General features: G+C 70.0%; 12 protein-coding genes and 1 pseudogene. 3 read left to right on the top strand and 10 right to left on the bottom strand.

The genetic code is table 11. The annotated features are described in order from the left end of the window. Window positions 1-145 precede the first annotated feature (145 nt). The 8 genes and pseudogenes from V5B60_RS21765 to V5B60_RS21730 form a co-directional block, all read right to left on the bottom strand. Window positions 146-352 (bottom strand): annotated as a pseudogene (locus V5B60_RS21765) (ATP-binding protein); the annotation flags it as partial. A gap of 67 nt (window positions 353-419) precedes the next feature. Next, complete coding sequence (locus V5B60_RS21760) at window positions 420-563, bottom strand: hypothetical protein (RefSeq protein WP_332350225.1); 144 nt, start codon at window positions 561-563, stop codon at window positions 420-422. Window positions 564-577: 14 nt separating this feature from the next. Then, on the bottom strand, window positions 578-718 hold the full coding sequence (locus V5B60_RS21755; protein WP_332350223.1) for a hypothetical protein: 141 nt from the start codon (window positions 716-718) through the stop codon (window positions 578-580). 521 nt (window positions 719-1239) lie between these two features. Continuing rightward, window positions 1240-2301 (bottom strand): lysylphosphatidylglycerol synthase transmembrane domain-containing protein, encoded by a 1062-nt coding sequence (locus tag V5B60_RS21750; protein WP_332350220.1) that lies wholly within the window; start codon window positions 2299-2301, stop codon window positions 1240-1242. A 64-nt stretch (window positions 2302-2365) separates the two neighbouring features. Then, entirely contained in the window at window positions 2366-3268 is a 903-nt protein-coding gene (locus V5B60_RS21745) for an NAD-dependent epimerase/dehydratase family protein (protein WP_332350218.1), read from the bottom strand. Beyond that, window positions 3253-4380, bottom strand: a complete 1128-nt coding sequence (locus V5B60_RS21740) for an ATP-grasp domain-containing protein (RefSeq protein WP_332350216.1) — start codon at window positions 4378-4380, stop codon at window positions 3253-3255. The genes V5B60_RS21745 and V5B60_RS21740 overlap by 16 nt, the downstream gene beginning before the upstream one ends. 122 nt (window positions 4381-4502) lie before the next feature. Then, the gene (locus V5B60_RS21735; protein ID WP_332350214.1) at window positions 4503-5381 is read right to left on the bottom strand and encodes a glycosyltransferase family 2 protein; all 879 of its coding nucleotides are present in this window, start codon (window positions 5379-5381) and stop codon (window positions 4503-4505) included. A 1-nt stretch (window position 5382) separates the two neighbouring features. After that, the gene (locus V5B60_RS21730) at window positions 5383-7026 is read right to left on the bottom strand and encodes an ArnT family glycosyltransferase (protein WP_332350212.1); all 1644 of its coding nucleotides are present in this window, start codon (window positions 7024-7026) and stop codon (window positions 5383-5385) included. Window positions 7027-7395: 369 nt separating this feature from the next. Between V5B60_RS21730 and V5B60_RS21725 the strand changes: the two genes are divergently transcribed. From V5B60_RS21725 to V5B60_RS21715, 3 genes are read left to right on the top strand one after another with little or no spacing between them, the layout of a single operon-like run. Then, the gene (locus tag V5B60_RS21725) at window positions 7396-10269 is read left to right on the top strand and encodes a hypothetical protein (protein ID WP_332350210.1); all 2874 of its coding nucleotides are present in this window, start codon (window positions 7396-7398) and stop codon (window positions 10267-10269) included. A 34-nt stretch (window positions 10270-10303) separates the two neighbouring features. Continuing rightward, window positions 10304-11434: a ComEC/Rec2 family competence protein gene (locus V5B60_RS21720; protein ID WP_332350208.1), complete on the top strand. Its 1131-nt coding sequence runs from the start codon at window positions 10304-10306 to the stop codon at window positions 11432-11434. Further along, the gene (locus tag V5B60_RS21715) at window positions 11431-12066 is read left to right on the top strand and encodes a YitT family protein (protein WP_332350206.1); all 636 of its coding nucleotides are present in this window, start codon (window positions 11431-11433) and stop codon (window positions 12064-12066) included. Before V5B60_RS21720 ends, V5B60_RS21715 begins: the two co-directional genes overlap by 4 nt. Before the next feature lie 11 nt (window positions 12067-12077). On the opposite strand, the gene V5B60_RS21710 is transcribed toward V5B60_RS21715, so the two are convergent. Beyond that, the gene (locus V5B60_RS21710; RefSeq protein WP_332350204.1) at window positions 12078-13049 is read right to left on the bottom strand and encodes a DMT family transporter; all 972 of its coding nucleotides are present in this window, start codon (window positions 13047-13049) and stop codon (window positions 12078-12080) included. A gap of 10 nt (window positions 13050-13059) precedes the next feature. After that, on the bottom strand, window positions 13060-13695 hold the full coding sequence (thpR, locus tag V5B60_RS21705; RefSeq protein WP_332350202.1) for an RNA 2',3'-cyclic phosphodiesterase: 636 nt from the start codon (window positions 13693-13695) through the stop codon (window positions 13060-13062). Between the last annotated feature and the right edge of the window lie 93 nt (window positions 13696-13788).

Below are 13788 nucleotides of genomic sequence, written 5' to 3'. Positions count from 1 at the left end.
ACACCGTTTCGCTCGCCACCGATTGAATCCTGATACCCCTCCAACGCTGCAACGCTGCGCGGGTTCCGTCCGGCAGGAAGGGCCGTGGGCCCGAACGGAGGGGCGGACCCGCACGTACTCGGACAGCCGCCGTCACCGCTCCTTTCGTGGCCCGAACCCTGCCGGCCTGGCGCTGATGCTTGAGCCGGCAACTCCTGCCGGCGATCGCGACGCTGGGCGCGTCATGCAGCAGGCGATCCAGTCGTGCGGCCGTCAGCATCGCCTCTTGGGCGAAGGTCGCATCGCGCTGGCCGAAGGGCAGGTTGCGGGTGACGATCAGGCTGCCTCTCGCGTAGCGCGCCGCGATCACCTCAGGCTGCTGCGCGACATACCCAGCAGCTGGCTTTGCCGTTGAAGGGACAGCTCCGCGTTCGGCTTGATCATTGCCCGCCTTTCAGCAGCCGGGCAATGGCGGGCTGTCCCGCCAAGAAATCCCGTTCGACCTGCAGTTGCCCAATCTTCTGGTGCAGCCGGTCGATGGTCTTCTGCGGATCGGCGGCCGTCTTGCCGCCGCGCTCGAACAACCCCCCAGCCCGCTTCACCAATTCCTGCTTCCAGGTGCGATCATCGTCGGATGCACCCCGTGTTCCGCCGACAGCTCGGCCAGCGTCTTCTCCCCTGACAGCGCCGCCATGGCGACTTGCGCCTTGAATTGCGCACCGTGTTGCTTGCGTTTCACGCCCATCTTTCATGCCTTCTCCGTTCCGTCGGCCTTAGCTGATCCAACTGTCCGAAAAACCGGAACCGCCGCACCTCGGAGGCGACTCGCTGCTGTAGTCAACCGGGCGCCGGCCGGCCGTCGCCCGGTTGATTGCTGGCGTCGATAAAGGGAATGAACGGGCGGGATTTCGGGACCGATCGCAAAGCTTGGGCACGAAATTCACGGTGGGCACTGAAGGGAACGGACGAGAGACTTTCCAGTGGGCATTGAAATTTCCATCCCTCCCGATCGGCGGGGCCGGAGTTGCCGCCGGCTTGACGCCATGCGCGCCATCGACCAGTGCACGCGCGCCGCCGTCGCGCTGTGACAAGGAAGAGCGGCAAATTCGCCGGGCTGATCCGCGGGGAGTCCAGATGACCCATGGTTTCCGGGTCGCGCTTCGGTTGCCGGGAACGACGAGTCCATGCAAACGGCAGTCCGCTTTCGGCCAATTGACATCTGATGCCACTCGCGGCCATCACCAGCCGGCCGCCGCCGGATCAGTCGGCAGAACGGCCGGCTGTCTGATTGTTGTGCCCGCCCGGCGGATTTCTCTGGCCGACCACAGCTTCGGCGGCAGTGCCGGACGAGGTGTCACCGCAGTCGTCCGGCCGTATGCGGCCACCGGCGAGGTAGGCGAGGCCACCGACAGCGCCGACGAGGACGCGATTGAGGAAAACCGTCAGTGCCAGGAGGGCGGCTGCTGGGGCACTGACCCCAGACTGTGCCAGGACGAACGCCATCGTTCCCTCACGGACACCGAGTCCGCCTGGTGACAGGGGCAGCACCGTCGCCAGGTAGACGAGGGGCATCGTCACGAGCAGGGTCGGTAGGCCAAGATCAATGGCGAGCGCACGGCCGATCGCCTGGACGACGACGATGTCGATCAACTGGAATCCAATCGACAGGGCGAGCGCCAGCAACAGGTCGGTGACCCGGATGTCACGCAGCGCGCCGATGGTCGCACGGAGGCGACCGAGGAGCGTCGCCCCACCTGAACCGCGTGCGCTCGCCGGGTCCGTCCAGCTGCGGTCCAACCAGCGCAGGCAGCGGGGCAGGGCGAGGAGCGCGGCGAGGAACAATACGCCCACTGCGGGCAGCCAGCGGGGAATTCCGGTGGCGGTGCTGCCGCCGACGGTGGCGATGCCGAGAGCGAGGATCGACAGCAGGGCAGCGACGCCGAGGGCGCGTTCGGCGACCACCGTGCTGGTTGCCAGCGCCAGTGGTGCGCGCGTCTCTCGGCTGCACAGAAGGATGCGAGCAGCGTCGCCGGCGATGACCCCCGGCATCGCCAAGCCGCAGAAGACGCCGACGAGGTAGGTTCGGTAGGCGGCCAGGAGCGGGTACTGCAGGTGCACCGCCGCCAGCAGGCGCTTCCAGCGGAGCGCAGCCGGGACGAAGCTGGTGAGCGACAGGAGAACGGCTGCAGCCAGCCAGCCGAGGTCGGCAGCTGCCCAGACGCCGGCGGCTGCTGGCCAGTCCACCAGCGCCGCGACCGCCGCCAGGGCGATGGCGGCAATGCCGAATTGCAGCCAGAGCAGCAGGCGGCGACGGCTGCTCACCGGTCGGTCCGGCGGCACGCGCGTGCAGTGGCCCGCCGCCCGGCGGCGGTAGCAGCTGCGGGCATCAGGCGCCTTGCCGCCGCAGGTCCTCGAGCGCTGCCCGCAGGTCCCACTGTCTCTCCCAGCCGAGCTGTCGTCGTGCCCGCTCGCAGTTCATGAACTGGCTGCCTGCCTCGTCCGGGCGCGTCGCGTCGAGCACCAGTCCGGCTGGATTGCCGAAGACCTCGTTGATCGTCTGCGCCACCTCGATGTTGGAAAAAGCGCGTTCGCCACCGATGTTGTAGATGCCACCGGCGCGCTCGTCGTCGAGCGCCAGCACGACGGCGCTGACCACATCCTCGACGTAGACGAGATCGCGTGCGGCGGCGCCGCTGCCCCACAGTGGCAGGCTTTGCTGGTGGTGGGCGCGGGCGATGAACTGCAGCAACATGCCCTGTCGTCGACGCCGGTCGTCACCGATGATCTGTGCCATGCGCAGGGCAACGACCCGCATGTCCGCCTGCTCGCCGTGCAGCGCGACCAGATGCTCGCAGGCCAGCTTGCTGATGCCGTAGGGGCTCTGCGGCGCCGGCACATCGCTTTCGCGCCAGGGTCGGGGGTGGTCGCGCCCGTAGACGGCGATCGATGAGGCGAGGCAGAAGCTGCGGACGCGGTTTGCCCGTGCCGCGATGAGCAGATTCTCCGTGCTGCGGACGTTGGCCTCGAAGTAGGGCCAGCAGCCGCTGCGATCCGCCTCGGCGTTGGCGCGCAGTGCGCCCAGGTGGATCACGGCTTCGACGTCGCGCAGGAGCGGCTGCAGATCGGCCAGGCTGTAGTCGGTGGTGCGTCGGGCAACGCCGGGCGGCATCGGCGCGTGCGCTGCCCCGTCGCCCCGTCCCAGGGCGACGACCTGGTCGCCGCGGGCAGCGAGGTGGCGCAGACACGCCCCCCCGAGCATGCCGCTGGCGCCGGTCAGGGCAATGCGCATGCCGGTTCCCGCAGCAGGCAGTAGCCGACCTTTTCGAGGTGGCCGTTGATCGGCGTAACGGGGTTGCCGTCCTGCAGGTAGAACTCGCTGTAGAGCGCCGTCGCCGGTGGGCGGTGGGAGGCGCGCGCGAAGCGCCCGCCGGGTGGCTGCTGGAAGAAGTGCAGGCTGACGTGGTCGGTCCGCCGTGGTCCGTCGAGGGCCTGCAATGGTTCGCCCGCGAGCAACTGGAAGCTGCCGGCCAGCAGGTCGATGCCGCGCGCCTCGCGGATCAGGCGCCAGATGTGGCAGCCGTCGAGGCGCGGCGTGATCTCGATCACGCGCGGACCGTTGGGGGTCATCTTCATCTGCAGGTAGACCGGGCCGTTGTCGATTCCCAGCGCGCGGACGCACTCTGCGGCGAGTACCCGGGCCTGTGCCAGTGCCGCCTCGCTGGCGCACCGCGCCGGCAGCACGTGGCCGCGCGGGATGCCACCGGGAAAGTCGGCGACCACCAGTCGGTCCGAAAGCTCATTGACGACGATTCCGCCGTCGACGACGAAGACGTTGGCCGAGACCTCGGGGCCGTCGAGAAGCTCCTCGACGATGGCAGTGGCGCTGCGCGATGCAGCCAGCGCCGGCTCCAGGCACGCCAGGAGTTCAGGCATCGAGTCGGCCCGGCAGACGCCGCGCTGCCCCTGGCTGTCGGCTGGCTTGACGATCGCCGGGAAGTGGTCCCAGGCAGCGGTGTCGGCGGGCCGTCGCAGCTGCCGGTAGTTGACCGGGCTGATGTTGCGGCAGCGCAGGTAGTCGCGCAGGCTGACCTTGTTCTGTGTCAGGTCGGCAAGCTCGGGCGAGACGAAGCACCGCAGTCCGAGGGCACCGGCAACCCGCGCGACGGCCGGCATGGCGAGGTCGGAGCCCACCGAATAGACGATTTCGACGCCTTCACTGCGCGCCAGATCCTCGAGCCCCACGACGTCGGTGATGTTGATCTGCCGGAACTCGTGCGCGAGCCCCAGCCCCGGGCCCTCGCACAGGTAGCTGCAGGCGACCACCCACCAGCCGGAGTCCCTGAGATGGCGGATGGCATCGACCTGCGCGGCGCCGGTGCCGAGGATGAGGGCTTTCCTCATGGTTGCTTCTTCTCCAGTGGTGGCCTGCTGCCCGTGTCCGTGCGGATGACGAAGGCCGGTTTGCCCAGCGTGCGGAAATGCATGCGGCCGAGGTACTCGCCAACGACGCCGATGGCCAGCAGTTACAGCCCGGCGAAGAGCGTGATCAGCGCGGCGAGCAACGCCAGGCCGGGCGTCTGGCCGTCCGCCAGCAGCATCCCGGGTAGCAGCCAGAGGAGCAGCCCGATGCCCAGCGCGGCCGACAGCAGCCCGAGGCCACTGGCCAAGCGCAGCGGCAGCGCCGAATAGCCGGTGAGCATGCCGAGGGTGATCGTCAGCAGCTTGCCCAGGTCGTACCCCGAGCGCCCCTGCCGCCGCGGATGATGATCGACGGCGACGCAGGCCACCCGGTCGGCGCTCCAGGAAAGGAGGACGTCGATCGACACCTGCGGATCGCGAAAGCCGGCGAATCCTTCCTTGAGTTCGGCGCGGAACATGCGGAAGGCGCTGCTCCGTTCCGCCATCTCTGCACCAAGCGCGAGCCGCATGGCGCGCTTGGTGAGGCGCGAGGCGAGGTTGCGCCACGGCGAATGCTCACGCCGCTGCGCCTTGCCGTAAGCGACATCGTTGCCGGCAGCGATCGCCGCCAGCAGTTTCGGCAGTTCCTCGGGCGGGTGTTGCAGGTCGTCGTCCATGGTGACGATGATCGAATTCCTTGCCCGCGTGATGCCGGCCAGCAGCGCATTGTGCTGCCCGTAGTTGTGCATCAGGTCGAGGCCACGCACCTGCGGTTCGCAGCGCGCCAGCGCCTCGATGAGTTGCCAGCTGCCGCGCCCGCTGCCGTCGTTGACCAGGAGCACCTCGAGGTCGCAGACCAGCGGCGACAGGGCGGCCTGTACCCGGCTGACGAGTTCGCGCAGGTTGGCCCCGCTGCCAAAGACCGGAACGACGACCGAGACCGAAGGTGGTGACGCGTCAGGCATGGCTGGGCCGCTCGTCTCGGCGGCTGCGGTGGTGCTCATCTCAGCCGCATCCCTGCTCCGGAATGCGGTAGACGTAGGCCGGCCGTGGCTGTGCCAGCGGGCGCAGCGCCTGTCCGGCACGCCCCGCCAGCGTCTCCGGCAGCAGCGTCGCGCCGGCGGCGAACTGCCGCAGGAGCCAGGCGCCGAAGCCGTATGCCGAGGGTTGCAGGACGCCTTCGCGCGTCCAGCATGCGGGGACCTGGCTGATGTCGCGCAGCGGCTCGTCGACGGCCCAGCTCAGCGTCTCGGTGTCGATCACCGCGTAGCGGGCGGCGGCCGGCTTCGTTGCGGCCTGCTCGCGGTCGCCGCCGGTGACGGCGAGCAGATCGGCAAGCGGATGGATCTCGACGAGCGTCGCGTGCGGCTGTACGAGGCGCGCGAAATGCGCCGCGCGAACGGCATTGGTGCTGCCGTAGACCTCGGCATCGGCGTGTGCCCGGGCGAAGTCGACGGCCGCCTTGCTGTTCGCGGTGAAGACGTGGATCAGACTCTGTTGCATTGCGGTCAGCAACAGCGCTGGTGCGGCGACGAGCAGCAGCAGGACGATGAACGCCCGACCGCGGGCACGGGCCAGTGCGTGGCCGGCGAGGAGCGCCAGCGGCGCGACGAACATCAGCATGTAGTTCGTCTGTTTCGGGATCAGGACGAGCGGTTGCCACGAGGCGACGAAGAGCGAAAAGACGATCAGCAGCCCGGCTGCCCACCAGACGAGGAAAAGCATCGCGTCGTCGTCGCCGCCCGCTTGCCGCCGGCGGCGCAACCACCAGAGCACGATCGCCGCCAGAGCCAGGTGGAAGACGATCCAGGTGTGATAGACGCGGCCGAGGAGATAGACGAGGTAGTAGCCGGCGGAGACATGGAACGGATCGGCGGCGGCGGCCGCTGCCCGGTCGACGCTCGTGTGGCGGGCGCGCATCGCTTCGACGAGGAAGAAGAAGTCGCCGCTGAGGAAGCGGAAGAGAAGGCAGTTGGCCACGATGATCAGGCCGCAGGCGGCGGCCATCGCCAGCCAGCGCCGGTCCCAGCGCCGGACGAGCAGCGGGTAGGCGGCAAAGACCGCGAGGTAGATGATGGCGTGTGGCTTGATCCAGAAACTGCATCCCGCCGCCACGCCGGCGATGACGAAACTCCGGCAGTCACGGGTGCGCTCGCCGTGCCAGAAGAAGAGGAAACTGGCGGTGATCATCAGTGCCAGCGGCGCGTCGGCCATCAGGCGTCCGGCATAGTGTGCGTGCAGCGGCAGCAGGGCGAGCAGCAGCGCGGCGAGGACGGCGGCGCGCAGGCCGAGCAGTTGGCGGCCGAAATGGAAGACCAGCGCGACCTCGCCCAGCGAGCAGAGCAGCGGATAGGCATTGGCGACCAGTTCATGGCGGCCGAAGAGGAAGGCCAGCGCGGCGAGCGGCAGGTTCATGCCGTAGCGGTTGCTGCCGACGTAGCTCGAGACCTGCCAGTCGCCGTCGAGGAGCCGGTAGGCGTTGGCGACGTAGGTCACCTCGTCCGATCCGAAGAATCCCGTGTAGAAGAGCAGCCGGATGCCCAGGGCGGCGCCGAGCAAGGCGGCAAGCACGAGCCAGTTGGCTCCTGCGCCGGCCTGCGGGCCGGCATGGGCGAGATCCATCGTGCCGTCGCTGGCTCTTGGATTCATCGGCGCCCCGCGGTGTGTGTCTGGCGCATCGTCTGCCTGGTGGTCATGAAGGAAGGTGATCGTGGTCGTTGGCCGTCGCTGCGGCCCGTCCCGGCTGCGGCCGGTGCGGCGCCGGGTCTTCGCGTAGCGCGACGAGTAGAGAGGGGCGCGTCCGCGCCGACAGGGACTATTTCTCGTTTCCGGCGTTGCCACGTCTGGCTGCCCGCGGCGTTGTCCGGTGCGCACGATCTTCGATTTGCAGCATAATCTGCCCTGCCGCGTGCCGCCGCCGGGGGTCAGCGCAGTCCAGTGCCGGCGGCAGGCGGGTGCGCGGCTGCCGGTGCCATGGCGGCCGCATGGCGATGACGAAGGGCTGGCCGGGAGAGAACGATGAGCCGATCGCTGTTCGGGGCCTGGGGTGCCGCTCTGCCGCAGGAGTCGTTCGCCCGCGCCGTCGCCGCTGCTGCCCTGCTCGGTGTCGGGCGCGACCAGGCGCCGCCGCTGGCCACCGCGCGCAGCCTTGGCGCCGCCGTTGGCGAAATCGCCGTCCTGCGGCTCGAGCGCCTCGCTGACGTGTTGTCGGCGATCGCCAACGGTGGCGTCGCCCTGCCGCCGGCAGAGGAGTTCGTCGCTGCCTGGCAGGGCTTCAGCGAGTCCCGGCCGCCAGCAGGCAATGGCGGGCGCCCGCTGCTGCGGCTCGAGATCGAGCCGCAGTCGGGCGCCGACCGCTCATCGATGATGCCGGAGTTGCCATGGTTGTTCGGACTGCTCCTCGGCAATGGCGGCGATGTCGCGAGTTCGGCCTACCTGCGTTTCGCCGGGCCATCGCGAGCGATCTCCTGGGACTGGCCGCTGCGCATCGCCATCGTCGGCGACACGCGCGCCGCGGATCTGGCGGCCGGGCTGGCAGCCAGCCGTTGGCCCGAGTTGCTGCGCATCGTCGCCGCCGGCGAGGATTGCCAGTTGCTGTTGTTGCCGCAGGATCTGCGGCGCGGCCTGGCGCGGGTGCTGCAGTCGACGCGACGATTGCGCGCCGCCAGCGTGTTGGTGCTTGGTGGCGCCGGCACCGACGGCGAGCGCATCCTGCCGCTTGCCGCTGCCCTGTGCGCCGAGGTGTCGGCGGGTGGTGCCGGCGTTGCTGCGGTCGAGCACGAGCGGCAGGGCGAGTACGTCGAATCGCTGCTGGCGCACCTCGCCCGCGACCTGCCATTCGACGTCGCGCTGCAGGGGGCGCTGCGGGCAGTGCAGGATGACGCCGGCGGCGAACCGGCGCTGCTCATCGCCTCCCGCCGGCTGGCAACCGAGGCTCGCCTGTCGGCGGTGGCGCAGCGGCTGGCGCGGCAGGTCGATCGCCTGCTGTCGGCAGGGCAGTCGTCGGTCGGCGGGGCCACCGCACGGTCGTCGGTGGAGCGCAGCGGCCAGCCGCTCGGCGACGCGGTGGCGGCGCTGGCACGGTCGCTTGCCGCCAGCACGGCACGCAGCTCGTGGGCGGACGATGCCGGTGCGGCCAGCGAGCTGGCTCGTCTGCGCAGTGCGCTCGCGGGTCGACTCGGCGGATCGCGCGGCGGACAACTGGCGGGGCGGGCGACGGCGGCCCGCGACGGCGGCGGCGATGCCGGGAGCGGGGCCGGCGAGCAGCGGCGGCTCAACGGCTGCGTCATCGACGTCAGCGACGCCACCCGACCGCTGCGCGTCGAGGAACGTCTGGCGGTTGACCGGGCTTACGTCATCGATCTCGACATCGGGCTGCCGCGGGCGCAGGTGTTCAGCGCCCCGGAAGTCTTTCCGAGTGGCCGTCTGCCGCCAGCGGACGCCGGTCACTGGCTCGACCTCTTCTTCGTGCCTCTGGTACGAGGCGCCGGCGGCCGCCTGCACACGCCGCAGCAAGGGCGCCTGTTCCTGCCGGCGGAGGGCGATAGCCAGGCTTGTCGCCTGAGCTTCCGCACGCATGGTGTGCGTGACGAGTACCGGGCTCGCATCCTGATCGTCCATGAGACCCGGATTCTGCAGACGCTGATCCTTTCCTCGCCGCTCGCCGGAGCCGCTGGAAGATTGGCGCTGACGGTGGAGAATCGGGTGGCGGCGTCCTTCGACCCGTCGCCGGCGGCGCCGCCATTCGATGCCGCCATCGTCGTCAATCACGCTGCCAGTGGCCAGGCGGGCTTCACCACCGTCGTCGGCAGCGAGGTCAGCTTCCGCGAGCCGCTCGGCATCGATCGGCTGGTCGACGAGGTCAAGGCGCTGCTTTCCGCCGAGGCGAGCTTCACGGCCGCGCGCGGCTCGCTCGACGATCCAGCGTTGCTGCAGCTCTTCGATGCACTCGCGCGTTACGGGCGTTCGCTCCTCAAGGCGATGCCGGCGCCGTTGCAGGGCCGGGTGCCCGAGGGGGCGCGCATCCAGATCGTCGAAGCGCGTGCCGGTGCCTGGCTGCCGGTCGAGATTCTCTACGCCGCACCGCTGCCACAGGCCGGCGCGACCCTCTGCCCGAACGCACGCGCGGCGCTCCTCGGCGAGGGCAGCCATGAGCAGTGTGTGCACCGCGACGATCGCAGTGTCCACTGTCCGTTGCGTTTCTGGGGGCTGAACTGCGTCATCGAGCGGCAGCCGGAAATGGCGGCGGCGAGCGGAGCGGACTACACGATCAGCCTGCCGCAACCCGCTGCCGATCGCCTCGATGTCCTGCGCTCGGTGCTCGTCGGCGCCAGCAAGCGCGTGCGGGCGCAGGATCTCGCCGACCCCGGCGGCATCCTCGACGCCGTGCGCCAGGCCGCGACGAGCGCGCGGACGGTGCGCGACTGGGCCGAGTGGGAGCAGGCGGTGGCCGCGGATTCGCCGTCGCTGCTCCTGCTGTTGCCGCATTCGCAGGAGGATCCGGCGCATCCCGGGATCAGCGGGCTGGAGATCGGCGGTGTGCTGCTGACCCGTCCCGAACTCGAGAGCTCGTACGTTGCCGGGCCGGCCGCGGCGGCGCCGGTGGTGCTGCTGCTCGGCTGCAGCACGCAACTCAGCGAGGTGCCTTTCCTCAACTTCGTCGAGGCGTTCAAGCGCGAGCGCGCCGCGCTGGTGATCGGCACGCTGGCGACGATCCGCGGCCGGCGCGCCGTCGCCTTCGTCGCCGAACTGCTGGCGGCGCTGCAGGCGGCGGCCGGCGGCGAGGAGAGTTTCGGCGAGGTCTTTCTCGCCACGCGGCGGCGCCTGCTCGCCGCTGGTGACGGCTTTGCCCTGAGCCTGACCGCCTACGGCGACGTCGGCTGGCGGTTGTGAAGCGGCGCCACGAGCGCCGACGAGGAGTGACGACATGTATCGCATCGACCTGTTGCCGGCCGAGTACGGCGACGCCATCTGGCTCGAGTACGGGCAAGGGCGGCGGATCAGTCGCCTGCTGATCGACTGTGGCACGGCGGCCGTCTACCCGCGCATCCGCGAGCGCATCCTGGCGTTGCCGGAGGGCCAGCGTCACTTCGAACTGCTGCTGGTGACGCACGTCGACCTCGACCACATCGGTGGCGCGCTCGCGCTGCTGCGCGACAGTGCCAGTCTCGGTGTCAGCTTCGGCGAGATATGGTTCAACGGCTACATGCACCTCAGCCCGGGCGGCGTCGTCCCGGCTGCCGCAGACGACACACTCGGGCCGCTGCAGGGCGAGGAGTTGAGCGACCTGATCGTCGCCCACGGTCGCCAGCGCTGGAATGCGGCAGTGCATGGCGGCGCGCTGCTGGTGCCGAAAACCGGACCGCTGCCGCAGCTGAGCCTGCCGAGCGGCATGCGGCTGACCCTGCTGTCGCCGTACCAGGAGCAGCTCGACGCGCTCCGGCCGGCCTGGGAGGCCGCGTGTCGCAAGGCGGGAATCGTCCCCGGCGTTGCCACTGCCGACGACGCCAGTCGTCTCGAGGAGGATGATGCCGCGCCGGAGGAAGACGATCTGCTCGGCGACCCGGATCCGGAGCAACTCGCGGCGCGGCCGTACAAGGCCGATCGCGCACGCCCGAACGGTTCGAGCATCGCCCTGCTGGCGGAGTACGGCGGGCGCCGCGCGCTGCTCACCGGCGATGCCTTCGCCGAAGTGCTGCTCGCTTCGCTGGCGCGGCTGCCCGGCAACGGCGGTGGCCGCCTGGCCGTCGACGCCTGCAAGCTGTCGCATCATGGCAGCCGTGGCAACACCAGCAGCGAACTGGTGCGCGCCCTGCACTGCCGCGACTGGCTGGTGTCGAGCAACGGCAAGCAGTTCCGCCATCCCGACGGCGAGGCGATTGCGCGCGTGTTGCGTGACGGCGGCGGCGACGTCCGTCTACACTTCAACTATCGCAGCGAGTTCAACGAGATGTGGTCGTCGACCGCGCTGCAGCGCCGTTATCGCTACGCCGCCACCTATCCCGCGAGCGAGGCCGGTGGCGTGCGGCTCGACCTGTCACGGCGACGCGTGCGGTGAAAGGCCAGCCGACGGTGCAGTCGCCGCCGACGACTTCGACGCCTCGCCACAGCCTGCTGGAAGACGTGCAGGCGCTGGTGGCGGCAGCCCTCGTCGGTTCGCTTGGCCTCGGCCTGCTCAAGCAGGCCGGGCTGATCACCGGTGGCACGGTCGGACTCGCCTTTCTTGCCCATTACGCCAGCGGCCTCAACCTGGGCACCCTGTTCCTGGCGATCAATGTGCCGTTCATGGCGCTCGCCTGGTTCCGTGTCGGCCATGCCTTCGCCATCAAGACCCTGTGCGCGATCGCCCTGCTGTCTGTGGCCACCGATCTGCTGCCGCGCTACGTCGGCCTCGCCGGCGTCGATCCGCTCTACGCTGCGGTCATGGGCGGCCTGCTGGCCGGCATCGCGATGATCATCCTCTTCCGTCATCAGGCCAGCCTCGGTGGGCTCAACATCGTCGTTCACTGGTTGCAGGAACGTTTCGGCTGGCGCGCGGGCTACATCCAGTTGGCGATCGACCTGGCGATCATCGGTGCTTCACTGGCCATGCTGCCGTTCGAGCGAATCCTTGTCTCGCTGCTTGGTGCGGCGACGCTGAACCTGACCCTGGCGATCAACCATCGACCGGGGCGATACATGGCTGCCTGAGCCCGGCCACTTTACGGGTGGCGATCGCCGGCAGCAGGGAAGCGAATTCCAGCCGTGCCGCCCCGGGTCGCTGGCGAGTCGCCGGGCGGCAGCTTGCCGGCAGGGCTGCGCAACGCCAGCACCTCGTTGCCGACCAGCGCCGCGAGGACCAGTGCGCCACCGGTCAGCGTACTCCCGCCCGGTTGCTCGCCGGCGCCGAGCCAGGCCCAGGTGACGCCGAAGACGACCTCGAGCAGTCCGAGCAAGGCAATCTCGGGTGCCGCCAGTTCGCGCGACAGGCGCACCACCAGCAGGCAGGGAATCGCCAGCTGGACGACGCCAAGCAGCGCCAGCAGCGCCAGATCATGCGGCGTGGCCTGCAGCGGATGGGCGAGTGGCAGGGTGCAGGCGGCGGAAAGCGCGGCGCCGATGAAGACCGCCGGCAGCATGTCCTGCGGCAGCGCCGCCGCTGCGCCGCTGCGCCGATGTCCGACATGCTGCAGGGTGGTGAAATTGAGCGCCGCCGCAACGGGCACCGCCAGCGCGACGATGCTGCCGGTCAGCGACAGGCCGGCCGCCGCTTCCTGGCCGAACATCCAGGCGATGCCGGCGCCGGCGACGGCAATCGCCAGCCAGGTGCGCGCCGGTAGCCGGTGCTGCAGGAAGAGACGGGCGAAGAGAGCGGTGATCAGGGGCCCGATCGCCATCGCCACGAGGACATTGGCGACGCTGGTCAGGGTGATCGCCAGCATGAAGGCGGTGAACATCACCGCCCAGCAGAAACCCGAGCACCAGAGCGGCCAGCCGCCGTCGATCAGGCTGCGCCACAGTCGCCGTCCGCGCAGGAGGCTCAGCGCGCAGCCGAGGGCGAGGGCGTTGAACAGGCTGCGCCAGAAGGTGACCTCGAAGCTGTGGGCGCTGTCGAGGTGGCGTGCGACGACCCCGGCGATGCTCCAGAGCAGGGTGACCAGTATCATCAGGCTGACCGCGCGACCGTGCGACATCGGGACTCCTTCAGCCGCTGCCGTTGCGCAGCGGTGGCGAAAGCTCGGCATCGTGCCGGCTTTCCCCGTTCGTCAAAGCGTCATCGCCGCCCGGCGCAGCTCGGCGGCTGCAGTCGTAGCGTTGGTGGACGAGGTAGCCGCCAGCGCTGCCCGCCAGCGATTCGACCAGGGTGTAGCTGTTCACCTGCCAGCGCAGCTCGGCGCCGGAGACAGGGGGGATGCTGCCGGCGGCGCGGCGGGCCAGCGTCACGTGCGGCCGAAAGCGGCGTCTCTCGGGGATCAGACCGAGCGACCGCAGCGCGTCGCCGAGCCTGCCGTGCAAGTCCTGCAGGGCAGCCGCCGGTGATCCCGCCCGCAGCACGACCAGGCCGTGCGGCCAGATCTCGGCGCGGTCGAGGACGAGTTCGAAGGGCTCGAAGGCGACCTGCAGGCCGCTGCTCAGCTCCGCCAGTCGCTGCCGTGGCAGCGAACCGAGGAAGTGCAGCGTCAGGTGCAGGCGCTCGCCGGCGATCGCTGCCGCTGCCGGCGACCATGACCATTGTCGTTGCCGCTGCAGGAGTTCGTCCCTTGCGGCGACGGTCGGCCAGACGGCGAGGAACAGCCGGCACGCTGCGGCGGCGTCGTCGGCAACGGGCGCGGCGGTCACCGGTCGCCGCGGCCGGGATGCGGTCCGGCGGCGTGCCTCATCGTCTGGCATGACTGGCCGGCCGGTCGTTCAGGCTACCGCCGCGATCTGCGG

The organism is Accumulibacter sp. (assembly GCF_036625195.1).
In the GTDB taxonomy this organism is placed as follows: domain Bacteria; phylum Pseudomonadota; class Gammaproteobacteria; order Burkholderiales; family Rhodocyclaceae; genus Accumulibacter.
Note: the sequence above shows the minus strand (reverse complement) of the source record. Positions and strands in the feature narration are given on the sequence as shown.